Here is a 23,732-nt window from a genome sequence, read left to right on the forward strand (position 1 = left end):
CCCGTCTGCTCCGTCACCCTTCTCCCTCCCCTCGGGGCTTGCAGGCCACGTACACCGCCACGGCGCCACCTGCCAGGTCGTGCACCTCCACCGGCGCGAATCCCGCGTGCTTGAGGATTTCCGGAAACTCCCGCTGGTCCGGCCACTCCCGGATGGAGACCGGCAGGTAGAGGTAGGCGTCCGGATGCCGGGAAAGGCAGTGCCCCACCCAAGGGATCACGGTGAAGGAGTAGAGGTCGTAGAGGGATCGGAACAGAGGGTTCCGGGGCTGGCCGAACTCCAGGATCACCAGCCGTCCACCCGGCCGCAGGACCCGATGGAGCTCCCGCAGGGCCCGGTCCAGATCTGCCACGTTGCGGATCCCGAACCCCACCGTGGCGGCATGGAAGGCCTCATCCGGGAGCGGGAGGGATTCCGCATCACCCTGCACAAACCACAGCCCCTTCCGGCTCCCCGCGCGGGAACGGGCCACCTCCACCATGGGACCCGAGAAGTCCACCCCTACCACCCGGCCGGCTGCCCCCGCCCGCTCCCAGAGCAACAGGGCGAGGTCCCCGGTCCCGCAGCAGACGTCGAGGGCAGCGTCTCCCGGCGCGATTCCGGTGCACGCCACCGCGAACCGTTTCCACCGACGGTGCAGTCCGAGGCTCAGCAGGCCGTTCAGGAGGTCGTAACGGCGGGCAATGCGGCTGAACATGGCGCGCACGTACGCCCGCTTCTGCTCCGGAGGGAGGGAAGAACGGCCCGCCTGGATCGCCACGGGGAGTATTGTACGACATGGGCCCGCCAGGATTCGAACCTGGAACCAACCGGTTATGAGCCGGCCGCTCTGCCGTTGAGCTACGGGCCCGTCCGGAATTCAGTATATCCTACCCGCACCAGGTACAACCCGCCCGCCTCCACCACGGGGCCTGCCAGCTGGTTGTTCCGGGCCGCCAGCAACTCCGGCATGGACTCCGGGAAGCGTCTCCCTGATCCCACCTCCAGCAGGGTTCCCACCATCATCCGTACCATGTGCCGCAGAAACCGGTCCGCCACCGCCTCCACTACCACCAGCGGCCCCCGCGGCAGGACGACCAGCCGGTACAGGGTGCAGAGGGTGGTGCGGGGGTTGCTCCCCACCGCGCAGAAGGTGGCGAAGTCGTGCCGGCCCACGAGATACGAGGCCGCCTGTTGCATGGCCGCTAGATCCAGCCTTCCTTCCCAGAAGAGGGCCCGGTTCAACAGCAGCGGGTTCCGCCCGGGCCGGTTCCAGACCAGGTAGCGGTAGGCCCGCCAGCGGGCGTCCCGCCGGGCGTGGAACCCCTCCGGAGCTTCCTCCGCGCACCGCACCGCAATATCCGGAGGCAGGTGGTGGTTGAGGGCCCCCATGAACCGTTCCGCCGGGAGGGCGGAGGAGGTTCGGAAGTGGGCCACCTGTGCGAGGGCGTGCACCCCGGCATCCGTGCGGCCCGCTCCTACCACCCGTACGGTCTCGCCCGTCACCCGGGCCACGGCCTTCTCCAGCTCCTCCTGGATGGAAGGGGCCCTGGGCTGGCGCTGCCAGCCCGCATAACGGGTTCCGTCGTAGGCCACCAGGAGTCTGATGGTGCGCACGGCCACCTCGCCCGGCAAAATGGTGGGGGGCTGGAGGACTTCCGTGCAACCGAAACCCCTCATCCGCACCCAGGATCCGCGGCCTCTCCTTCCCCGCCTCGTGGCCGTTTACCGGAGAGCCTACCGGGGGCTTGAGGCGTACGCGTACCGTACGGACCGGGAGGTGACGGAATACCTCCGGTGGCTGTACAAGCGGGACCCGGAGGGATTTCTGGTGGCCTCCCTGGACGAGGAAGTCGTAGGGTTCATCGCCACGGACGCTCGCTGGGTAGACTATCAGGGGGAACGTATCGGCGAGATTCACGAGTTGGCGGTGGACGACCGCTACCAAGGGCGGGGTATCGGCAGGGCCCTGTGCCTGGCGGGCCTTGGGTACCTGCGGGACCGAGGACACCGGCGGTTCGGACTTTGGGTGGGCGAATCCAACCTGCGGGCCCAGGCCCTGTACGAGAAGCTGGGGTTCCGGAAAGTGGGGCAGTGGGGAATCTGGATACGGATGATCAAGGACGCCCCACAATCCGGATCAGCGACTTAAGCACCCGGGCCGCATCCGCCACCTGCTGGAGCGCCACGTGCTCGAAGGCCGTGTGGGCCACCGCGAGCCGCCCGGGACCGAACACCACCGCGGGGATTCCCACGGAGACCAGGTTCTCCGCATCGGTCCAGCTCCGGATGGCCCCCAGCCGCGCGGGCTGACCCAGGGCCTGTCCATATGCCTCCCGGAGGAGGGTTACCACGGGGGCGTCTTCCGGAAGCGCAAAGGGTTGGCTCTCATCGAGGATCTCCGCGGCTCCGCCATGTGCCTCAACCACCCGCAGGACCTCCTGCTTGACGGCCTCCATATCCTGCCCCGGGAGGACTCGGAAGTCCACGTGGAGGGTGCACCGGTCCGGAACGAGGAGTGCCGGCCGACCGCCCCGGATCTCCATCACGTTAAACCCGCCCCGGCCTACCAGGGGATGTTCGGCCCGCACGAACGCCATGGTCTGGAACGCCGCGAGAAGCTGTGCGGCCCGCAGAATGGCGTTCTGCCCCGCCTCGAACTCCCCGCCGTGAGCGGGGACCCCCGCAAGCTCGATGCGCACCTCCAGGCTCCCGGCCTCTACGGGGCAAATGCGGAGCTCCGTGGGCTCCAGCACCACGGCCGCCTCTGGCCGCACCGCCTCGGGCAACACCTTGCTCCCCAGTCCTTCTCGCTCCTCGTCCACGGTGAAGGCTACGGCCACGGGCAGCTCCCGGACCTCCGGGGTCTCTTCTAGGGCGAGGAGGATGGCCGCAATCCCGGCCTTGACGTCCGCACTTCCCCGCCCCCACACGCACCCCGCCTCCACCCGGGGGCGGCTCAGCTCCGGGGGATCTTCCAGGGAAACCGTGTCCGCGTGGGCGGTGAGCAGAAGTTTTGGCCGCTCCGCTCCCTTCCAGATCAAGTTGGCCCGGTCCTCCACCACGGGCTGCCGGAAAGGCCGCAGCCCCAGGGATTCCAGCCTGGCCTCCAGGTACACCAGGAGGGCCTGCTCCCGACCCGTGGGGCTCGGGATGGACACAAGGCGACACAGCTCCCGCCGCGCCCGCTCCAGCAGGGGCTCCATCGAGCCGATCATACCGCACGGGATACAGGAACTCTCCAACCGGGGCGGGAAATTTACGGTACCGTGATCCTGGACGCGAGCCTCCCTCAGGGTTCCCTGCGGCAGGTACCGGAGGTGGCCCGGCTGGCAGAGCGGTTCGGGATAGGATGTCTGTGGGCCAACGAGACCCAGCACGATCCCTTCCTCCCCGGGCCACTGGTGTACGCCCACACCCGGCGGCTCCTCTTCGGCACCGCCATCGCGGTGGCCTTCGTCCGAAGTCCCACCATCCTCGCCCACACCGCCTGGGACCTGGCAGAGCACAGCGGCGGCCGGTTCCTTCTGGGCCTGGGAACCCAGGTACGGGCCCACGTGGAGCGGCGGTTCGGCATGCCCTGGCCGCCCTCCCCGATCGCGAAGCTGCGGGAGCAGATCCAGGCCATCCGGGCCCTGTGGCGGTGCTGGCAAGCCGGGGAGCGACTAGCTCTCCGAGGCCGGTACCACACCCTTACCCTGATGTCGCCCTTCTTCAATCCCGGCCCCATTCCCCACCCGCAAATCCCCATCTACGTGGCGGGCGTGAACCGGGGGCTAGTGCGCCTGGCGGGAGAGGTGGGAGACGGGCTCCACGTGCACCCCCTGCACTCCGTGAAGTACCTGCGGGAGGTGGTCCTCCCCGCCCTGGAAGAGGGAGCCCAGCGGAGCGGCCGAAGCCGGCGGGAGATCGTGGTTTCCGCCTCGGTGATGATGGCCACGAACCCGGAGGAGCGGGAATTCCTGCGGTCTCAGGTGGCCTTCTACGCCAGCACCCCTTCGTACCGGACGGTGCTCGGGGTGCACGGTTGGGAGGAAGTGGGCGAGCGGCTCTCCCGGCTTGCCCGCGCAGGCCAGTGGCCGGAGATGGCGAGGCTCGTGCCGGACGAGATGCTGGAGACGTTCTGCGTGGTGGCAGAGGCAGAAGAGGTCCCAGACGCGCTTCGGGCACGCTACGGGGACGTGGTGGATCGAATTACCCCATACTTCCCGCTGGTTCCTGGAGAGCGGGAGAGGCTGTGGAGGGCTCTTGCGCGGGCCTTCGGAGGGGGATAGGATTAAGGACCCGATCCCCTGCCCGTCTCCCCCCGCAGGACCGCGAGCGGAGTCCGGAGGAGGATGAGGAGGTCGAGCCAGGGGGACCAGTTGCTCACATACCACCGGTCGAGGAGTTGCCGGGTGCGGAAGTCCAGGGCGTTGCGGCCGCTCACCTGCCACAGGCCCGTAATACCGGGCGGTACGTCCAGCATCCCGTCTGCGCTCAGGAGCTCCAGCTCTTCCGGAAGGTAGGGACGGGGTCCCACGAGGCTCATCTGCCCCTGCAGCACGTTCCACAGCTGGGGGAGTTCATCGAGGGACCATCGACGCAGGAAACGCCCTATCTGGGTCACCCGCGGGTCATACCCCCGGAGCTTCCGGTACCGTGCCCACTCCTCCCGCGCCTGCGGATCCGCGGCGAGGTAGGCCGCGAGGCGCGTGGGGGCATCCATGTACATGGTGCGCAGCTTTACGCAGGAAAAGCGCCGCCCTCCTCGGCCGATCCGCGGCTCCACGTGGAAGGCAGGGCCCGGGGAGTCCAGTTTCACGAGGAGCGCGGCTCCCAGGACCACCGGGAGGCTCACGAGCCCCAGAAGGGTGGCCAGCACGAGGTCCATGGCCCGTTTGAGGAGGAATTTCCCGGGCTGGAGGAGGGTATTGGGCAGCCGGAGCAGGAGCGTGCGGTCCTCAAAAAGCCCCAGGGCTTCCACGCCCAGCACCGGAACCTCTGAGAGATCCGGGACCAGCAGCACGTTCTCGGCCACGGGGCGCAGGGATTCCACCACCCGCAGGACGTCGGAGGAACCGAGGCCGCTAGGGAGCACCACCACATCCCCAGCGCCCCATCGGGCGGCGGATTCTAGAGCCCGCTCCCACGTAGGAACGATTCCCACCACCTCGTAGCCCAGCGAGGGGTCCCGCTCCAGGGCGGACGCAACCGCCAAAGCCGCTTCCCTCTCCCCCACCACGAGGGCCTTCCGACGCCAGGGGCCCAGGGCAACCAGCGCGCGCTTGGTGAGTCCCCGGGCGGTGGGAAGGGTCACCAGGAGCCCCAGCCAGGTGAGCCCGAGAACTGGCCGGGAGACCTCCTCCTGGAGCTTTCCCACGGACACCAGGGCGAAGGCCAGGACCGCCCCCGTGGTGGCCGCGCCCAGGCACCGGCGGATTTCCTCCCACCGGGGCATCCGACGCGTGTACAGCCCCGTGTACGCGAAGGCTGCCAGGAACACAAGCGGTAGCCACCACAGCTGCAGGTAGTGGGAGACCGGATAGGCAGGCCGTAAGAAGGCCGAGGAAAGCAGGGGGAGAACTGCGTTCCGCAGCCCTACGGCTCCCCAGAGGGCCACCAGTAGGGCCGCGAGGTCTGCCAGGAGGAGGGCGAAGACGCACACGCCTTCCAGGGCCGCCTGGGGGAGGGATCGGGAGCGCCTGAGGGGGACCACCCGGCTGGTCAAGCCCGCCTCCCCCCCCACCGTTCCCACATCGCCCGGAGTACCAGGCCGAAGAAGGCCAGGTCGTCCACGAGGTACCGGCGCCACAGCCGGCGGGGTTCGTGCCCGAGTCGCCACAGCCACTCCAGTCCCACCCGTCGCATCCACCGGGGAGCCCGGGGCTTGCTGCCTGCCGCGTAGTCCAAAGCCGCCCCGCAGCATACGGCCACCCGGACCCGCAACCGATCCCAGTTCCGGTGCACCCACTTCTCCTGGGCCGGAGAGCCCACCCCCACGAAGAGGATGTCGGGATCTGCCCGGTTCACCGCCTCCAAGGCGGCCTCCTGATCCTGCACGCTCTCCGCAAACCCCTCCACCGGGGTGTAGGTGCCGGCAACTTTCAGGCCACGATAGAGGTTTTTGAGTCTCTCCGCGGCCCGCGCCGCCACCCCCTCCCGCCCCCCCAGGAGGAACACGGAGTATCCCTCCTGGGCCGCAAGCCGGCACAGCTCCGGCAGGAGGTCACTCCCCGCCACCCGCTCGGGAACGGGTTTGCCTACCATCCGGCTCGCCCACACCACGGGCATCCCGTCCGCCAGCCGCAGCCACGCCCCGTCCACGGCCCTGCGGAACTCCGGATCCCGGTGGTAGCGGACGAGGTGGTCCACATTCGGCGTGACGATGTAGCCCCGCTCGCCCTTTTTTATGGCTTCCCCGAGGGTCGCCAGCACATCCTGTATGCCGAGCGCGCAGAGCTCAGGCCAGTACTTCCCTTTTCCCTTCATTTCGTGTTTCAATTCCTGCCTGCCAGCACTTCTTCGATCAACAGCTTCCATTTTTCCTCTTTTACCTTCGGGTGAAAGCGTTCCTGCACCAATGTCTGGCCCGCTTTCCCCAGCTGATCGGCAAGTCTGCGATTCTTTAAGATCTCCACAACCGCCTCGGCAAAATCCTCAGCCGTATCCGCTATACGCATGTGCACTCTGTCTACAGCGCCTGTCCCTTCACAGCCCGCAGACGTGCTGACCACTGCTAATCCTCGCGCCAACGCATGGAGGATTTTCAGCCGTACTCCGCTTCCAACCCGTACCGGCGCTATGAAAACTTTTGCTCTTTGATAGAGGATTTCCAGGTCCTCTACATAGCCCAACATTCTGACGCACTGTGGAATTTCTCTCTTTTTTAAACCCCTCGGTGGTACGCCCGCCATCCAGAATTCGGCGCTGGGATGCTTACGCTTAATCCGTGGCCACACTTCCCTGAGAAACCACCGTATTCCATCTGCTGCAGGCGGCCAGTGTCCCGTTCCTACGTAGAGGATAACTCCTTCTTCTCCGTCTGTCTTTCGTGCCCTCGTCCGTACCGTGGGTGGAATCACCTCGATCTTTGTACCTACTCCAAGATTCCGCAACCGTCCCCGGTCTTCCTCTGAAAGGACTACGACGGCATTGCTCCTCACGCACTCCTTGATCTCGTATCGTCGTATCAATTGGCCTTCCCGCCGGCCGGCATAAGCATACCACATCTTTCCCTGTAGCCTAGTATACGAATCTACCACATACCATTCCACATTGTGTTCCTGCAGGACCCTTGGCAAGCCGATCTCTTCCGTGTAAGCGGTCATGGTCAAAGTATCTATAATTACCAAATCGTACGTACATCCTGCCACCATCTGACGCACGGCTCTCTCCATTTCAGCGGTGTAGTCGCGAAAGATATAATACGGTTTTCCTTCCATGGCGCATTTTACCCAGAACAAGGTGCTCTTCCTCCGCAAAGGCAACACGAAAGATCGGTGTGTCTTTCTCCGAAACGTTTCCACGTCTGCCGGACGCCACCACGGGATAAAGGCGCATGCGTCCACTTCCCCTAACGTGGAGAGCACCTCCAGCGTATCCGCTGAAACTTGTGCGCCTCCGCTCACGGGGGGATAGGGGACGAGGTGTGTCAGAAACAAAATACGCATCTTCATTCCGGGCTTTCTGATCCTCGACAGTTCGCGATGATTGTCACCGCACTCTCGAGGGCCAGCAGATAATCCACGTCTAGCTTTCGCACCTCACGTCCTGCTTTATAGTATGTACTTAGCCGCCTCGGCCATACGGGTTCCTCCCGCCATCGCTCCCATGCTTCTTCGATGGAGTAGCCCATCTGTTTCAAAAAATGGAGAAATTCTGCGTACTGGTCTTCTCCCATCAACGTAGGATGCGTTTCTATGATAAGCGTAGGACGGTGCTTCTTTAAAATTCTGTCTGATCCTTTAAGCACTGCTAGCTCGGCTCCCTCGACATCCATTCGAATAACATCAACACGCGGCTCTGTTGCCAGAAGTTCATTTAACGTGCAAACTTGTACTTCTATCCATCCCAGAGGTTTCCGCTTATCGTTTTTCAGGAAAAGGCTGTTCCAGTTAGACTGAGGATAAAAGTAAAGTTTGTCCGGGCCAGACCGATGGCCTGCCGCGAAAGCGTAGGGCAGCACATTCTGCAGGCCGTTTGCTTGAATATTCTTTTTGAGCAACCGATAGCTCTCTGGAAAGGGCTCTAACGCGAGGACCTTTCCAGAGGGCCCCACCGCACGTGCTGCCAACAAAGCAAAGTATCCGAGATTGGCTCCTACATCGACCACCGTCATGTTCGGCCTCAGCAGTGTCCGCAGCGTCGCGGTTAGGATGGGCTCGTGGACACGTTCAACCGCGAGTTCCGGTGAGAGTCCCACATCGTGAGGGCTCAGATACAGACGGAGCCCTTGCACGTTGAAACAGAGGTGATCTGGCGGTATCCTGCGAACCATCCATTTCCATCGCACCAAACGGCAGAAGCACCGCAGGTTCCGCAGCCGCCAGAACACCATATCCCCAGCGAAACGGCCGATCCCCCGCCATCGGTACGCTCGAAGATACCACCTCAGCTTCCGAAGCGCGCGCTCCCCACGCACCCGTTTTCCCCCAGTCTCGGAAATAGCGTTTTGGACCCTGCCAGCCTATACACCGCCACCATCCCGAGCACCCCGACGAGGCCCAGGCGTACCGCCGGAGGTGGACAGAAGGCGGCATCCACGGCGGCTGCCGCCGCCAGGATCACAAGCCAGCGGACGATGGGACCGTACACGTTCCGTTGTTTCAGCGGTTCACCGGGGCCCAGGAGGCGCCCGAGCAGGATCGCATAGGCGCAGAACTGGACCGCAGCCCGTAGGGACCAGGCCAGTGCAGCCCCACGAGCTCCCACGAACTGCACCAGCATGGCCGCGGTGGCCACGAACGGAAGCGCCAAAGCCAGGGTAACCCGGGCCGGAACGTCCGGGCGCCCCAGGGCCGCGAACGCCACAGAGGGTACCTGTGCACACCCGAGCAAAAGCCCACCCACCGCCAGAAGCCGCAGGGGATCCGCCGCCATCTGTGCCTGAGGCCCGATCCACAGCCGCAGGATCTCCCCGGGGAACAATACCAGGAGCACCGAGCCCGGGCCCAGCACCGTGCTCACCAGGCGCAGCCCTTCCGAATAGGTCCTCTGCACGTCCTCTGTGGCCCCTACTGCTTGGCTCCCGCTCAGAACCGGATAGGCAGCGGTGGCCACCGCCGCGGGCACCAGCATCAGCCGAAGCACGGTCTCCTGCGGAACCGCGTACACGGAGACATCCGCGGCCCCCCGCAGGATGGCTACCAGGAACCGGTCCCCGTACGTGAGCACGGGAGCCATCCATGCATGCACCACCACCCAGCGTCCGAAATCCACAAGTTCCCGGGCCACCCGCCCATGAAAGCAGGGCCTCCGCCACAATCCGGGCAAGGCCCTCTCGACCAGTATTCCCAGTGCCAGCAGATAGCCCGCCCGGGCGACCGTTACGGTCCACACCATGGCGGGAAGACCCGATCGCGCACTTAGGGCCAGCCCGAAAGCGGTGGTGATCCCCAGAGCCGCCCGCACCGCCGCAACCGGCCCAAACCACCGCAGGCCCTCCAGGACCGCCTGCAGGGCCCAGGCGACCAGGAACACCGGGAGGACGGCTCCAGTAAGCCGGAACGTCTGGAGAGCCTCCCCCTGGACCTCCTGAGGCAACCGCAGCCAAGCCCCCCCGACCGGAGCTACTGCCCATACCACGAGACCTGCCCCCCCCGCCACCACAAGCAGCAACAACCACGAGGTCCATACGATGCTATAAAGCAATTGCTCTTCACCCACCTCCCGGGCCCTGGCCACCGCCCGGGCGGTTCCCCGGCCGAGTCCTAGGTCGAAAAGGGTGAGGTACGAGAACAGGGTCCATACCAGGGCGAACACTCCGAACCGCTGGAGGCCTAGTTCGTGGATGAGAGTAGGCAGAACCAGGGCGTAGGCAAGGGCGGGAAGGGCCTGGCCCGCCAGATTTACCGCGGAGTTCCGCCAGAGTGGCATTCCCAGGGCACGGCTTCCCATCGGGCGACCTCGTTCCCACCCACTCCCAACCTCACTCCACCCTCCACCCATCGAGCCGACCCTACCGCAGCTGCTCCCGGAGGCGACTGCACCCGGTCGCCCCCAGCTGCATGGGCCGGTTCGCGGGAGTCCTCCGGGTTCCCCTGCGATGCGTCCCTCTCGATTCGCAGCGACGGCGTAAGTTCCCTCCTCACCCCCGCTTCGATCAGAGCAACTCCTGTGCCGTCTGAAAGGGTCCGGACCATCACGGCTTCCCTCCCCGGTAGGTGATCAGGCGCACCTGGGTAAGGGCCCGGTAGTCTTGGGCCTCCGCCACGAAGGCCACGGGCAGGACCTCATCCCGCACCGCCCGGAAAGGCCACCCCGTTTCCTTCGACCATCGCTCGATCTGCTCTCGATCAAAGCGCGTGCCGGTGAACGGAACGTACGTCCACTCCCGCACTCGATGGCGGCTGAGGGTTCGCACGAGGTCCTGAAGGGCCTCTGGGCCATTCACCCGCAGCAGAACCCGCCGGAAGTAGAGGGGTGCAAGCGCGCGGAGCACGGGCTCCGCCCCACTCACGAGCACGGGCCCAGAGCGGCGCTCTACCTCCCCACAGAGGGCTCCCAGGGAGGCTACGTCGGACCGAATCGCCAGAAGGCCCGCGGCCTGTACCGTCAACCCTCCCGCCACCAGCACCGCCAGGGTCGCCCGCAGGGTCCGGGCTCCGCTGGGCCAGGCCTAGCTCCCGCGGGCCAAAGCGGCGATGGTGGCCCACACGAAGAGAGGAACCGCAGGCAGCAGATACCGAGGACCCCACTGCAAACCGCCCACGCTGCCCGTGGCGAGCACCGCCGCGGTGTGGAACGAGGCCACGAGGAGAGGGAACCGCACCTCGGGAAATGGGGCGCGCGCCGTCAGGAGGAGGGTGGCCATGAGCGGTACGGTGGGCAGGAGTCCCATGAGATGCTGGCCGCCCACCGCAGCGGAAACGGGGCCCAGGACCGCGACCACCGCGCCCGCCAGGGTCCGGACTCCGTCCTGACCGCGGATCCCCCACGCCAGGAGGATGCCTCCCGCCACCACCGTCCCGGCGTGCATGAGGGAAGCCGAAACCCGCTCCGGGTGCTCTCCGTTCTGCGGCCGCTCCGTACTGCCCAGGAGATCGTAGAGCACCAGGAGGCGGTGCCGCACCCATGTCCCCGCGGCCCGGGCCACTGACCGGATCTCCGCCACCCGAGCGCCTACCGCCGCTTCCCCCTTGAGACCGAGAGGGTGACCGAAGAGGGAGGCGTTGAGGATCCACACCCCCATGGCCGACACCAGCGCCCCCACCGCGATCCGGGCTGCTACATGCTTTCCGAACACCCGCCAGGCCCCGAGGACCAAGGCGAGGGCAAAGAGGTACATCTCCGTGCGTAACCATACCCCCAGGCCCCCGAGCACGCCCGCGAGGAATGCGAGGGCGCCAGGATCCCTCAACCCGGAAGCCATGATCAGGGCCGCCGCCCCCTCACCGAGCCCCGCGGCGGGCGCGTGATCCCAGAACAGGAGACCGTAAACCGCTACCGGAGTCCCCAGGACCGCTGCCACGCTCCACGCCGCCCACGGAGATCCGAGAGCCTGCGCCACGCACGCGGTACTCCACAGCACGGCCACCGCTCCCAGGAGCGGAAGAACGAAGAGGCCCGGGAACCCCAGGACCCGATACGGGAGGGAAGCGAGCGCAGGGAAGTACGGTGGATATACGATATACCACGTGGAGCGCGCCCTCCCGTCGGACCAGGAACCACCCGCTGAAGGGAAGGTACCTGCCCTGGGGATCGAACCGGCCACCGGGGTACGGGAGGGAAGGATCTCGGTATCCCAGACGCACCAGGGCCTCCACCTGCAGAAAGCGCAGGCCCGAATCCGGGGACCAGAAGGCCCGGTGGCGCACCAGGGAGAGCCCTGCCAAAACCAGTGCCGCGGCTCCCGCAGCCACCACCACGAGCGCGCCGGGAGCCCTCCTCACCGGTCTGCCTCGAAGGTCACGAGTCTCAGCCCGCTCTCCGGATCCATCCGGTCCTCCGCAACCCGGTAGGGCCATCCCTCCTGCCTACTCCACCCGAGCACGCCCCGCGGGGTGAAACGGGCCCCGGAGGCCGGGAGGTAGGTCCAGCGGCGGATCTGAAGCGCCGCGAACCGGCCCACGAGGGCCCGCAGGTCCTCGGGGCTCTGGACCAGCATCAGCTTTTTCTCGAAGTACACGGGGCCTGCGAGGAGCGCGATCCACTCAAAGCTGGTGACCACGACCTCCGTAGGCACCCTCCGGAGCCCCTCCATACCCGCCCGGTTGCGGGCGGTCCACTGCTCCAGCTGGTCCAGGCCCGAGGCCTGCACGAGAACCCCTCCGACGACGAACAGGGCGGCCAAGCCCCGCAGTACCGGCCAGACCTCGGGAAAGGAAGTTCGACAACGGTCCACGGAGGCGAATGCAAGCCAGGTAAGCGCCGGGAGGAGGGGCAGGAGGTAGCGGGGCCCCCACTGGACCCCGCCCCGGGTTCCGGTTGCCACCACCCCGGCTGTAAACACCAGGCACGTCACCCACAGAAACCCCTCCCATCGTTTCCCCCGGCCCGGCAATAAGGCCAGGGAAAGCGCTGGGAAGACTGGAAGGAGACCGCTTAGGGCAGTCCGCCCCGAGACCACGAAGAGCACGGTGGCGGCTGCGAGGAGCCCTCCGAGCAGGAGGAGGCGTTCCGAGCGGCGCTTGGTGCCCCACCGGAGCAGGAGCGCCGTCCCCAGAAAAGCCCCGGTAACGCCCAGGGAGGTCCACAGGTGGTGCCAGGTAAGGCCGTAGAAATCGGTGTTCACGAGCTGGTAGTAGGCCACCACCAGGCGCTGGACGAGCCAGTCCCACCCCGCGGTGGCGAGGGACTCGGTCCGGGAGGCCGCCAGGCTTGCGCCCTTATACCCCAAGGGGTGGCCGAACAGCCACGCGTTCAGGGTCCACAGGGGGAGGCCTGAGGAGGCCACGCCCGCTCCCAAGGCCACGGCTCCGCGCAGACGGGGCGCTCCGAAGAGGAGCCAACCCGCCAGAGCAGCCACCGCCAGCACGTACATCTCGTTCCGCAGCCAGAACCCCAGACCCAGCACAAACCCCGCGCCTCCAACCGCCCGGGCAGAGGACCGCTCGACGCCCCAAACCGCCAGGAAAAGGGCCGCCGCAGCCAGGGCCGTCGTGCAAGCGTGGTCCCAGAAGGAGGCGGCATACAGGAGGAGGGGGGAAGCGATCCCGAGGCCGAGGGCGCCCAGGACGGCCACGCCCGGCGCCCGTTCTTCCAGAAACCGGAAGGTGAGCGCCACAGAAGCAAGGCCCGAAATTCCAGGAAGGAGGAGGAGTCCCGGCCACCCGAGCGCCGCGTACAGGGGTGCGGTGAGGGCTGGGAAGTACGGAAGGTAGCTCAGGTAGTGCTTTCCACCCCGCTCGAAGTGAAACCAGCTTCCCGCGGGGAAGAACCGACCCTCCGGGTCAAGCCCCCCGGCCGGGTAGGGCACGTGGAGCTGCCCCGAACGGGCCAGGGCCTCCACCTGCACGAACCGCACCGCCTGATCCGGGCTCCAGAAGGCCCCGTGCCGGAGGAGGACCCAACCTGCCAACGCATAGGACAGGCCGCACACCCCCAGGACCACGTGGCCCGCACGCATCGAGGCGGGCTTCAGAGCAAGCCCCATGCCAGGAGCGAGCTACTCCTCTCCATCGAGGGGGAGGTCGCAGCGCAGCAGGTCCTCGTAGGTCTCCCGCCGTACCACGAGGCGTGCCCTGCCCCCTTCCACCAGCACCAGGGCTGGCCGCGGAAACCGGTTGTAGTTGCTGGCCATGGCGTAGGTGTAGGCCCCCGTGGCGAACACCGCCACAATGTCGCCGGGCCGCACCTCCGGAAGACGGGCTTCCCAGATGAGCACATCTCCCGACTCGCAGCACCGGCCCGCCAGGGCTACGGTCCGGATCGGCGGGTCGTCCGGCCGGTCCGCCACCACCGCCTCATATCGGGCACCGTAGAGGGCAGGCCGGGGGTTCTCGTACATCCCGCCGTCCACCGCCACGTAGGTGCGCACCCCCGGGATCTCCTTGATGCCCCCCACGGTGTACAGGGTGACACCCGCGGGCCCCACCACGGACCGTCCTGGCTCCAGAAACAGGGCCGGTAGCGGGAAATCGTGCTCCGCGCAGGCCTCCTGGACTGCCTCCGCCACGGCCCGCACGTAATCCGCGATCCCGGGAGGCCGGTCCGCCGCGGTGTACCGGATCCCGAGCCCGCCACCGAGGTTGAGCTCCTCCGCGGTGTACCCGAGCTCGGCCCGCATCCGGGCCGCGAAGGCCACCACCACCCGGGCGTTCAGCGCGAAGGGCTCCAGCTCCAGAATCTGGCTCCCGATATGGCTGTGGAAGCCACGCAGCCGCAACCCGGGGATGCCAAGGGCCCGTCGCACCGCCTGCTCCGCGGCTCCTTCCAGAATCCCGAATCCGAACTTCGTGTCTACCCCGCCCGTCTGGATGGCCCGGTGGGTATGGGGTTCGATGCCGGGGGTGATGCGGAGCCAGATCTCCGCAGAACGCCCCCTCCTGCGGGTCAGGGTCTCCAACAGGTCCAGCTCGTGGAAATTGTCCACCACGATGCGCCCCACCCCGGCCTCTAGGGCCATCTCCAGCTCCTCCGGGGTCTTGTTGTTCCCGTGCAGGCACAGGTCCTGCGCCGGAACACCAGCCCGTAGGGCGGTGTAGAGCTCCCCACCGCTTGCTACGTCGAGCCCGAACCCGTACCGGTGGATGAACCGGCAGATGCCGACGGTGCACAGGGCCTTGGAGGCATAATAAGGGCGGCCGGCAGGCACGAACCTCCGGAACGCCTCCCGGTATGCCTCCAGATTGGCCCGCAACCTCTCCCCGTCCAGCACGGTGAGCGGGGTGCCGTAGGTCCGGGCCAGCGCCACCGCGCTGCAGCCGCCGAGCTTCAGGTGGCCTTCAGGGGTTCGGCCGAATGCATCTTGCACGGTTCCCTCCGGAGCCGCGGTCTTCCCGCACCACTGTACCAGACGGCGAAGCGCCCCGGCCGCGGCACAATCGAGGTAGCTTCCTCCGGAGGAACGAGGATGCCGCAGGCGGTGATCCTCAGCGCGGTCCGCACCCCCATCGGCCGGTTTCTGGACGGCCTCAGCACGGTTCCCGCCCCGAAGCTGGGAGCCCTTGTGGTGCGGGAGGCGGTGCGACGGGCGGGGGCTCGTCCCGAGCAGGTGGACGAGGTCATCCCCGGGAACGTCCTCTCCGCAGGCCTGGGCCAGGCTCCGGCCCGGCAGGCTGCCATCTATGCGGGACTTCCAAGCGCCGTCCCCGCCACCACGGTGAACAAGATGTGTGGCTCCGGGCTCAAGGCGGTGGACTCCATGATCCACGACGGGCTCCAGGATGCCTACCGGAACTGCCATATGGGATCCTGTGCGGAGCTCCTGGCCGCGGAGTACCGCATCAGCCGGGAGGAGCAGGATGCGTACGCGGCGCGGTCCTATCGGCTGGCCCTGGAAGCTCTGGATCGAGGGTTGTTCCGGTCACAGACCGTACCCGTGGAGCTCCCGGACGGAAAGGGCATCCTGGAGGAAGACGAGGAGCCCCGGCGGGTGAACTTCGAGCGGATCCCCCACCTCCCGCCCGCCTTCGAGCCCAACGGGACCGTGACCGCCGCGAACGCCAGCAGCATCAGCGACGGAGCCACGGCGGTGGTGGTGGCCTCCGAGGCCGCGGCGGAGCGTCTGGGACGGGCACCCATGGCCCGCATCGTGGGGTACGCCACCGCGGCCACGGAGCCCGAGTGGTTCACCATCGCCCCCACCTACGCCATCGAGCGGCTGCTCACCCGGCTCGGGTGGCGGAAGGAGGAGGTGGACCTCTACGAGATCAACGAGGCCTTCGCCGCGATGGTGCTCGGCGTGTGCCGCAAGCTGGGGTTACCCCTGGACCGGGTGAACGTGCACGGTGGGGCCGTGGCCCTGGGACACCCCATCGGCGCCAGCGGCGCCCGCATCCTCACCACCCTCCTCTATGCCCTGGAGGAGCGGGATGCCCGGCGCGGGATCGCGGCCGTGTGCCTGGGCGGTGGGGAGGCGGTGGCCTTGGCGGTAGAGCGGGGCTAGTACTCCGTGAGGCCCGTGAAGGTGAAGGCCTCGAGCAGGAGGGCCGGAACCCGCTCCGCCCCGAACCGACCGTTGCCCAGCAGCCACGTCTCCCGCCCTACCCCTCGCACCCCCGCGAGGGCCTGCACATAGCCCTGGGTAAACCGCAGGTTCCGCACGGGATAGGCGATCTCCCCCCTCTCCACCCAGAAGACCCCGTCCCGGGTCATCCCGGTCACGACACAGTCCCGGGGGTGCACCAGCCGCGTGTACCAGAACCGGGTGACGTAAAGCCCCCGGTCGAGCTCCCGCAGCAGATCCTCCAGGGCGGCATCTCCGGGCGCTAGGAACAGGTGCATGGGGGTCGGACCTACGCTGGCCGATTCCGGCCAGGCCCGCAGGGGCGCATGCCCGGTGGAGGCCTTTCCTTCCCGGGCCGCGGTGATGGTGTCGTACACGGGCCCCCGCGGAACGCCCCGCTCCACCAGCACCACCCGCTGTCGGGGCACTCCCTCGAAGTCGAAGGGAAGCGGGATTCCAGCAGGATCTCGACCGTCGTCCCACAGGGTCACATCCTCCGAGAGGAGCTCTGTCCCGATCCGGTCGTTCATCCAGCTGCGGCCCTCCTGTACGGCAAGGGCCCCCGCACCGGCATATCCCAGCCAGCTCACCACATCCTGCACCGCGTACGGGTCGAGCACCACGGGATAGACGCCGGGCGCCAGCTCCCGGGGAGCTCGGGCCTGCAGGGCCCGCTCGACCGCGGAGCGGGCCAGCTCAGGGATGTCCAACGCATCCCACCGCCACCCCACCCGCTCCGCGTACCCCGAACCCTCCTCCCTATGAACCACGGTACGGAACCGTACCCGGGTGCCCGCATGGTAGCAGAACACCCCCCGGGAGTTCGCCACCGCCACCTCCTCCACGGACGTGGAGAGGGCTCCGGCTGCCACGGCACCGTGCGCGTCCGCGATTCGGATCACCTCCAGCACCATCCGGGCCCGGTCCTCCGGCGCGGCCGCGGCCACCGTCTCGTGGAACGCAGCGACAGGCTGAAACGGCCGGGGTTCGGGAAAGCCGGGGAAGCCCGGGTTCTCTGGGGCGAGCCGGGCGGCCGCCTCCGCCCGGGTGATCGCCTGCTGCACGGCCTCCGGATGGAGCTGGTTTGTGACGGCGGAACCCAAGCGCTTCCCGATGGCCACCCGAACCGCCACAGCCGCGTTTGTCTCCGCCACGTTCTGGTGAACGGTGTTGTTCGCGAACCGGGTGAGGGCCTCGTCCTCCGCGAGCAGGACGATCTCCGTCTCGTCCGCCCGGGAACAGGCCAGGGTATCCTTCAGGAGCGCTTCCGCTCTCCGATCGCCCAGCATGGCTATCGCCTTCCGAAGACCCGGACGTTCCGGAACCGAGCGGGTGCGGCACCGTGACCCGTGTGGGCGATCTGCCCGGGCTCCCCCTTTCCGCAGTTCGGGGTTCCCCACAGCACCCAGTGGTCTTCGTCGCACACCGCATCGCACGACCGCCAGAATGCGGGTGTGATGCCCGTGTAGAGGGGGTTTCGGAGCAGGCGCACCTTCCGACCGCGCCGGATCTCCCACGCGATCTCGCACCCGAACTGGAAATTGAGCCGTCGGTCGTCGATGCTCCAGGAACGGTTGGTGTCCATGAGAATGCCCTCGTCCGTGTCCGCGATGAGGTCCTCCAGACGCCAACTCCCCGGCAGGAGGTTGAGGTTGGTCATGCGGACGAGGGGGATTCGGTTCCAGCCCATGGCCCGGGCCGCACCGCCCGACACTCCCGTCACGTACGGAGAGGGTCCCAGAAGGCGCCACAGCTGGCGGGCATGTTCCCGGTCCGTGAGATACCCTACGAAGATCCCCTCCCGCACGATGTCTACCCGCTGGGCGGGAACTCCCTCGTCATCCCACCCGAAGGTTCCCAGTCCCCCGGGAACCGTGGCATCCGCCACGATGTTCACCACCTCCGAGCCGTACCGGAAACGACCCAGCTTCTCGGGGGTGAGGAAAGAGGTGCCCGCGTACGCGGCCTCCGTCCCGAACACCCGATCCAGCTCCACCGCGTGTCCGCACGATTCATGGATCTGCAGGGCCACCTGAGATCCGCCCAGGATCAGGGTGGTAACGGTGTCCGGACAGGGATCCGCGCGCAGCAGGGCCACCACCTCCTCCGCGATCCGGGGAGCGTTCCCCACCAGATCCTGCTCCAGGATGAACTCCCAGCCCCGGGTCTGCTGGTGGCGGCCCACGGAGTTGGGGTAGCTGCGCCGCTGCACCTCTCCCTCCCCGACCGCGGTGGCCTCGATCCCGCATCCGGACTCGATGATCTCCTGTGTAAGGAAGCTGCCCTCGGTGCTGGCGAAGATCTTGCGCTGGCGGATGAAGACCATCTCCGCCTCCGTGGCCGTCACTCCTCGCACGCGGCGCATCTCCGCGTCCGCCCGGAGCAGGAGCTCCAGTTTCATCTCGAGCGGGATGGTGAAGGGATCCACCTCCACCGAGCTCCGATAGCTCCCCCGCTGCACCACGGGAGGCCCCAGGTCCACGTCCCCGCGCTTCGTGAGGGCGCTGGCGCGGGCGATGCGCACCGCCTGTTCTGCCACCCGCTCTGCCTCCCCGAGGTCCAGCCGGTGGCTGCTGGCGAATCCCCAGGCACCGTCCACCACCACCCGCACCCCGAACCCCGCGTCCTCCGCCTGGGCGATTCCCTGCACGAGGCCGTTCCGCACCAGCAGCGACTGCCGGGTGGTCTCCACCACCCGCACGTCCGCGTACGTAGCACCCCGCAGCTGCGCCGTGTTCAGGGCGCGGGCGATGAGCTCGTCCATCCCTGTCCTCCGGAGGCCCACGTGCCCGTACCTGTATGATTGGAACGGCATCCGGTCACGTCAAGCGAGGGGAGGACGCACGGGATGCGTGTGTACAACCCGTACACGGGATGGGTGACATTTCCGGACCCGCCGGCCCGCATCGTGAGCCTTAACCCCTCCGTTACGGAGATCCTGTTCGCCCTTGACCTGGGAGGTCGGGTGGTGGGGGTGAGCAGCTGGTGTCACCGGCCGCCCCAGGCGCGATCCAAACCCAAGGTGGGAAGTTACGTGCGCGTGCTGCGGGACCGGCTTGCCGAGCTGCAACCGGACCTCGTCCTCACCACCACCGGGACCCAGAGGGCGGTGATCGAGGAGCTGTGTGCCTCCGGATTCCCCACCTATCCCATTCCGTTCCCGAGGGACGTGTACGCCATCCTCTCCACCGTGGTGGAGGTAGGCGGGCTTGTGGGAGCCCCCCAGCAGGCGCTGGAACTGGCGGCCCGGCTCCTGGACCAGCTCCAACGCCTTCCTGCCCTCCGGCGGGAAGCCCCTCCTCCCCGCGTCTATGTGGAGATTGACCTCGGAGGGCCCACGGTGCCCGGCTATGCCAACCACATCACCGGGGCTCTACACCTCGCAGGGATCCACAACGTATTCGGACACGTCCCGGTCTCCTACCTCTACGGGATGCCCGTGGAGGGGTACGAGCCCATGGAAGTGGCCGCGGAGATCCGGACCGCGGATCCAGACGTGATCGTGTACGAGTGCAAACACTTCCAGCCCCGTGGGGACGAGGGCCTCCGGCTCATGCACGAGCGGGGCCTTGCGGACCTCCGGGCGGTCCGGAGAGGCCGGGTCCTCACGCTTCCCGCGGATACCCTGGCCCACTATGGCCCTGCCTTCGTCCACATGGTCACGGACGTGTGCCGCTCCATCTGGGAGGTGTGGGGGAAACCCCCGCCTTAGCCCCTCACTCGCCCAGGATGGTCACCGTTCCCGTGCCTCCGTCCACCCGGACCCACTGGCCCGTGCGGATCCGCTTGGTTCCCACGCCCGTCCCCACCACCGCGGGGATCCGGTACTCCCGGGCCACGATGGCCGCGTGGGACATGATCCCGCCGATGTCCGTGACGATCCCTTGTACCTTGACGAACACGGGAGCCCAGCTGGGTTCCGTCACCGGGCAGACCAGGATCTCCCCAGGTTGCACCTGGTGCAGTTCCTCCACGCTGTGGACCACCCGGGCCGGTCCCTCCGCGGTGCCCGGGGATCCGGCGGCTCCCAGAACCACCTTCCCCTCCTCCGGTGTGAGCCACACCTGAAGTCGGTCCGGGGTGATCCCCCACAGCATGATCACCGCGGGATCCCCGATGACCTCCGGAACCACTCCCAGAGCAGGAGGCGGGCTCCACGCGCGAAGTCGTTCCAGGAGCCTCCTCCGCTTTGCCACTTGTCCGGGCCAGTGTCGGGGGCCCCAGGCAGGTGCACCCACGGACCACCCGATCAGGAGGTCCACGAGGCCCTGGTACACCTCCGTGTGGTGGAGGTAGAAGATGTCCTCCGGATCCTGGAGAAAGCCCTGCTGCGCGAACACCCTTCCAAGCTCTCGGACCTTGTTCCAGAACACGCTCTGGTACCAGTGATCCACCCAGAACTTGTGGTCCTCGATGGAGTAATACACGTCCCGGGTAAGCGCCAGGAGCTGATCGAAGGCCTGCCGGTCCTGTTCCGTAGCCAACAGCTCCCGGTAGCCCCGGGTGATCTCGTCCCGCTCCCGGCGCACGGCCTCCGAATCCCGATCCACCGGTTCTCCGCGCTGGATCTTCCCGACAAGGACGCGGAGGGCATCCACGGCCGGGGAGGGGTCGTCCACCCACGCGCGGTGCTGGTGCTGCATGCCGGACCCCGTGTTCACATAGAACCAGGGGTCGCTGCTGCGCTTCCACTCCTCCAGCCACGCCCGGCCCTCGGGGCTCTGTTCCAGCGCCCGGAACACCTCCTGGGCGGAGGTCCTACCCTGGAAGACAGGCGCGATCCCCAATTCCACCGCCCGCTGGGCCAGACGCCGGAGCTCGTCCTGGGGCCGGAACATGCTCACCTCGATGGCTCCGATCATGCGGGTGACGTCCTGATCGCTGATCTCCGGGAAGGCCCGCTTGCAGAAGTCGTAGAAGGTAAGGTAGGCTGCGAATCCGATCATCACCACTTCCATGTGGTACTGGGCGGCCCGGTTCGCACTCTCCAGGAACTGCGTCCAGGCCCGGAACAGATCGTACGAGGTCCCCAGTCCCCGCCGGTTGAAGACCCACTCCTTGGGCTCCACCTCTGGAAGGTCCGGGAACCGGATCTCCTGAAGGATCCGTACCTCCCCTATGACCTTCTGCTTCCACTCCTCATAGAGGGTTCTCCAGTTCGCGTAGTAGTAGCCGGCGCGCTCATTGAACAGCTGCGCCCGTTCCTGGATCTTCTGGGGGTCCGTCACGGAAACGCTGCTGATGTACACGTACCCGTTGAGAACCCGGAAGTCCACCCCCATGGCGGGTGGAATGCAGAACAGACGGCTGTTCATCTCCCCGATGGCGATGTACCAGATCTCGGGAACCAGGAGGTCAAAGGGAGCCACGGGCTCGGGGAAGTGCATGCCGTTGTAGAACCACAGGCGTGCCTCGTCCTCCGCCCGCCGCTCCGGGGTAAACCGCACGTAGGGCGGGTACATCTCATGCCAGTCCTCCGCACCCGGCGGCGCTTCCACCTCGAACGGGCTGGGAAACCGCATCGGCTCCGCCATGTTTCCTCCCTCCCTTCTGCGCTTCGCGGCTCGGACAGTACCCTCACCGGACCTGTCCGGTGAGCACGGGGACCAGACGGCCGTACAGCTCAAGCCGTCGCCGGGCCACCTCCACGTTCTCCAGGAACACCCGAACCCGCATCCGCTCGAGCTCCTTGCGCACCCGGGAGGGGCTTCCCGGGGTGGCGTCCCCGAAGGAGTAGTTCACCTCCTCCAGGGTGATCTTCCCCTCACGGCTTGCGAGCCACAGGGCCGCGCATCGGGCCGCGTTGGGATGCGGCGCCCGGGCGAACAGGGCAATTACGAACCGGCCCGCGAAGGTGGGGGAAACAGGCGCCCACCCCCAGGGCTCCTGCAGGCGCTCCCGGCGGTGGATGGTGGTCCCTAGAACCGTCCAGTGCAGATCCTTCTCCCCGAAGAGCACCATCCTCCGGGCGATCTCGGGGCTCGGGACTAGGGTGATCCGGGCCTCATCCCGAAGCTTCCGGGTGAAGTCGAACGCCCATGCCTCACCGAAGAGCAATCCCAAGGCGGCGATGCCGTTGGTGACCGCGGTGATCTCGCTCACCAGCCGCCCTCGCCACCGCTCCTGCAGCAGGTCCTCCCACTTCCGGGGCACTTCCTCCGCCCGAACCCGCCGGCTGTCGTACGCCAGGGCATGTACCGTGCTGGCCACGCTCAGGGCGGCCCCGTCTAAAATTCGGCCGCTACCGGGGATATCGAAGGCCCGGGTCTCCTCCTCGGAGAACGAGGCCAGCAGCTTCCGGTCGTAGAGGGGGAGTACTCCCGGGATGCTCCAGTAGAACAGATCGTGGTCGTGTCGTCCCGCTTGCGCCTCCGCCACCGCCCGGGTGGGTGCCGCAATATCCGCCACCGTGCGGATGGTAAGCCAGCTGAACTTCTTCTTGAGTGCCTTCTCGAGATCCTCCGCCACCTCCTGCAGGTGCAGGAGGATGTGGAGAGCCCCTTCCCGCCGGGCCGCCTCGCAGATCCGCTCCCGCACGGAGACCTGCCCGCGGACTGGGGATACGGACAGGAGCATCAAAAAGAAGGCTATGGCGACGGCTGCCCTCCCCCGCACGTTCCCGCTCATGCTTCCACCTCCCTCCGCCGCTCGTCCTGCACCCGCCGGACCTTGTAGTCCCCCGTGGGTAGGCTTCCCGGTGAGAGGATCTCCACCTCGGGCCGCACCCCCAATGCCTCCCGCAGACGGGATTCCAGCTGCTCCCGGAGTTTTACGGGATCCTCCTCGCGCGCCTGCTCCACCTGCACGAGAAGCTGGGGCCGCTCGAAGGTACCCCGCACCACGATCCGGTAGTTGTCCGAGAGGACGGAGAAGCCGCGGACCACCTGCTCGATGGCCGCGGGGTACACGTTCACCCCCCGGTACCAGATCACGTCGTCCGCCCGCCCCTCAATCCCCCGCGCCACCCGCGGCCAACTCGCCCCGCACCGGCACACCGGCTCCGGCTCCAGCCGCCCGATGTCCCCAGACCGGTACCGCAACAGCGGCTGGGTGTCCCCCACCAGCATGGTGTACACCAGCTCCCCAGGCTCCCCCACCGGCACCGGCTCCCCACTCCTCGGATCCACCACCTCCGTCAGCACCACATCCCCAGAAATGTGCAACGCCGAAGAGTACGGACAGTTCGTCCCTAACGTGAACAGCTCCGTAAGTCCGTAGCCCTCCAAGAAGGTCACGTCCCCCCACCGCTCCCGGAGCCGCTGTCGGTTAGCCTCCGCACTTCCTCCCGCCTCCCCCCCGAAGGAGAGGATCTGGAGGGAGCTGAGCCGGGCGAAGGGCATACCCATTTCCTCCGCGAGCCGCCCCAGGTACAGGAGGTAGGAGGTGGTGCCGAAGACATAGGTGGGTTTGAGTTCGTGGAGGAGCCGTACCTTCTGCTCCGAAC

General features: G+C 67.2%; 20 protein-coding genes, 1 tRNA gene and 1 pseudogene. 5 read left to right on the plus strand and 17 right to left on the minus strand.

Annotated features, from left to right (window positions below; genetic code table 11):
• Nucleotides 1–13: 13 nt before the first annotated feature.
• The 3 genes from ubiE to truA form a co-directional block, all read right to left on the minus strand.
• A complete protein-coding gene (ubiE, locus tag N0A24_04815; protein ID MCS7172717.1) occupies nt 14–760 on the minus strand; it encodes a bifunctional demethylmenaquinone methyltransferase/2-methoxy-6-polyprenyl-1,4-benzoquinol methylase UbiE in 747 nt (248 codons plus the stop codon).
• A gap of 18 nt (nt 761–778) precedes the next feature.
• Nucleotides 779–850, minus strand: a tRNA-Ile gene (locus tag N0A24_04820).
• Nucleotides 841–1,596: a tRNA pseudouridine(38-40) synthase TruA gene (gene truA, locus N0A24_04825; GenBank protein MCS7172718.1), complete on the minus strand. Its 756-nt coding sequence runs from the start codon at nt 1,594–1,596 to the stop codon at nt 841–843. Before truA ends, N0A24_04820 begins: the two co-directional genes overlap by 10 nt.
• Before the next feature lie 43 nt (nt 1,597–1,639).
• On the opposite strand from truA, the gene N0A24_04830 reads away from it, so the two are divergent.
• Nucleotides 1,640–2,131: a GNAT family N-acetyltransferase gene (locus tag N0A24_04830; GenBank protein ID MCS7172719.1), complete on the plus strand. Its 492-nt coding sequence runs from the start codon at nt 1,640–1,642 to the stop codon at nt 2,129–2,131.
• On the opposite strand, the gene N0A24_04835 is transcribed toward N0A24_04830, so the two are convergent.
• Nucleotides 2,097–3,185, minus strand: coding sequence for a M20/M25/M40 family metallo-hydrolase (locus N0A24_04835; GenBank protein MCS7172720.1), 1,089 nt, complete (start codon nt 3,183–3,185; stop codon nt 2,097–2,099). The genes N0A24_04830 and N0A24_04835 overlap by 35 nt on opposite strands.
• 63 nt (nt 3,186–3,248) lie before the next feature.
• Between N0A24_04835 and N0A24_04840 the strand changes: the two genes are divergently transcribed.
• Nucleotides 3,249–4,253 carry a TIGR03617 family F420-dependent LLM class oxidoreductase gene (locus tag N0A24_04840; GenBank protein MCS7172721.1) on the plus strand — a complete coding sequence of 335 codons (1,005 nt, stop codon included), beginning with the start codon at nt 3,249–3,251 and terminating at the stop codon, nt 4,251–4,253.
• A 2-nt stretch (nt 4,254–4,255) separates the two neighbouring features.
• Here the strand turns inward: N0A24_04840 and wbaP are convergent, their stop codons facing one another.
• From wbaP to N0A24_04875, 7 genes are all read right to left on the minus strand, one after another.
• On the minus strand, nt 4,256–5,689 hold the full coding sequence (gene wbaP, locus N0A24_04845) for an undecaprenyl-phosphate galactose phosphotransferase WbaP (GenBank protein MCS7172722.1): 1,434 nt from the start codon (nt 5,687–5,689) through the stop codon (nt 4,256–4,258).
• Entirely contained in the window at nt 5,686–6,450 is a 765-nt protein-coding gene (locus N0A24_04850; GenBank protein MCS7172723.1) for a WecB/TagA/CpsF family glycosyltransferase, read from the minus strand. The genes wbaP and N0A24_04850 overlap by 4 nt, the downstream gene beginning before the upstream one ends.
• An 8-nt stretch (nt 6,451–6,458) precedes the next feature.
• Entirely contained in the window at nt 6,459–7,424 is a 966-nt protein-coding gene (locus N0A24_04855) for a glycosyltransferase family 4 protein (protein ID MCS7172724.1), read from the minus strand.
• Between the two features lie 209 nt (nt 7,425–7,633).
• Nucleotides 7,634–8,458 carry an FkbM family methyltransferase gene (locus N0A24_04860; GenBank protein ID MCS7172725.1) on the minus strand — a complete coding sequence of 275 codons (825 nt, stop codon included), beginning with the start codon at nt 8,456–8,458 and terminating at the stop codon, nt 7,634–7,636.
• 113 nt (nt 8,459–8,571) lie between these two features.
• On the minus strand, nt 8,572–10,056 hold the full coding sequence (locus N0A24_04865; GenBank protein MCS7172726.1) for an MATE family efflux transporter: 1,485 nt from the start codon (nt 10,054–10,056) through the stop codon (nt 8,572–8,574).
• A 265-nt stretch (nt 10,057–10,321) separates the two neighbouring features.
• Nucleotides 10,322–10,750, minus strand: a complete 429-nt coding sequence (locus tag N0A24_04870) for a hypothetical protein (GenBank protein MCS7172727.1) — start codon at nt 10,748–10,750, stop codon at nt 10,322–10,324.
• Between the two features lie 48 nt (nt 10,751–10,798).
• Nucleotides 10,799–11,716, minus strand: coding sequence for a hypothetical protein (locus N0A24_04875; protein MCS7172728.1), 918 nt, complete (start codon nt 11,714–11,716; stop codon nt 10,799–10,801).
• A gap of 1,847 nt (nt 11,717–13,563) precedes the next feature.
• Here N0A24_04875 and N0A24_04880 point away from each other — a divergent pair.
• Nucleotides 13,564–13,659: pseudogene (locus tag N0A24_04880) on the plus strand (SH3 domain-containing protein).
• A 127-nt stretch (nt 13,660–13,786) separates the two neighbouring features.
• Here the strand turns inward: N0A24_04880 and lysA are convergent.
• Nucleotides 13,787–15,094: a diaminopimelate decarboxylase gene (lysA, locus tag N0A24_04885; GenBank protein ID MCS7172729.1), complete on the minus strand. Its 1,308-nt coding sequence runs from the start codon at nt 15,092–15,094 to the stop codon at nt 13,787–13,789.
• Nucleotides 15,095–15,193: 99 nt separating this feature from the next.
• Here lysA and N0A24_04890 point away from each other — a divergent pair, with 99 nt between their 5' ends.
• Nucleotides 15,194–16,228: a thiolase family protein gene (locus N0A24_04890; GenBank protein ID MCS7172730.1), complete on the plus strand. Its 1,035-nt coding sequence runs from the start codon at nt 15,194–15,196 to the stop codon at nt 16,226–16,228.
• Here the strand turns inward: N0A24_04890 and N0A24_04895 are convergent.
• Both N0A24_04895 and N0A24_04900 read right to left on the minus strand, forming a co-directional pair.
• Nucleotides 16,225–17,577: a TldD/PmbA family protein gene (locus N0A24_04895; GenBank protein ID MCS7172731.1), complete on the minus strand. Its 1,353-nt coding sequence runs from the start codon at nt 17,575–17,577 to the stop codon at nt 16,225–16,227. The two genes, N0A24_04890 and N0A24_04895, sit on opposite strands and share 4 nt — an antisense overlap.
• Nucleotides 17,578–17,579: 2 nt before the next feature.
• Entirely contained in the window at nt 17,580–19,052 is a 1,473-nt protein-coding gene (locus N0A24_04900) for a TldD/PmbA family protein (GenBank protein ID MCS7172732.1), read from the minus strand.
• A gap of 84 nt (nt 19,053–19,136) precedes the next feature.
• Between N0A24_04900 and N0A24_04905 the strand changes: the two genes are divergently transcribed.
• Nucleotides 19,137–20,000, plus strand: coding sequence for an ABC transporter substrate-binding protein (locus N0A24_04905; GenBank protein MCS7172733.1), 864 nt, complete (start codon nt 19,137–19,139; stop codon nt 19,998–20,000).
• A 4-nt stretch (nt 20,001–20,004) separates the two neighbouring features.
• On the opposite strand, the gene N0A24_04910 is transcribed toward N0A24_04905, so the two are convergent.
• The 3 genes from N0A24_04910 to N0A24_04920 form a co-directional block, all read right to left on the minus strand.
• Nucleotides 20,005–21,822 (minus strand): PEP-utilizing enzyme, encoded by a 1,818-nt coding sequence (locus N0A24_04910; protein MCS7172734.1) that lies wholly within the window; start codon nt 21,820–21,822, stop codon nt 20,005–20,007.
• 43 nt (nt 21,823–21,865) lie between these two features.
• Complete coding sequence (locus tag N0A24_04915) at nt 21,866–22,915, minus strand: ABC transporter substrate-binding protein (GenBank protein MCS7172735.1); 1,050 nt, start codon at nt 22,913–22,915, stop codon at nt 21,866–21,868.
• The coding region (locus N0A24_04920) for an AMP-binding protein (GenBank protein MCS7172736.1) at nt 22,912–23,732 on the minus strand (821 nt) is incomplete at its 5' end. The genes N0A24_04915 and N0A24_04920, both read right to left, overlap by 4 nt.

This window comes from Armatimonadota bacterium (assembly GCA_025059775.1).
In the GTDB taxonomy this organism is placed as follows: Bacteria; Sysuimicrobiota; Sysuimicrobiia; order Sysuimicrobiales; family Sysuimicrobiaceae; genus Sysuimicrobium.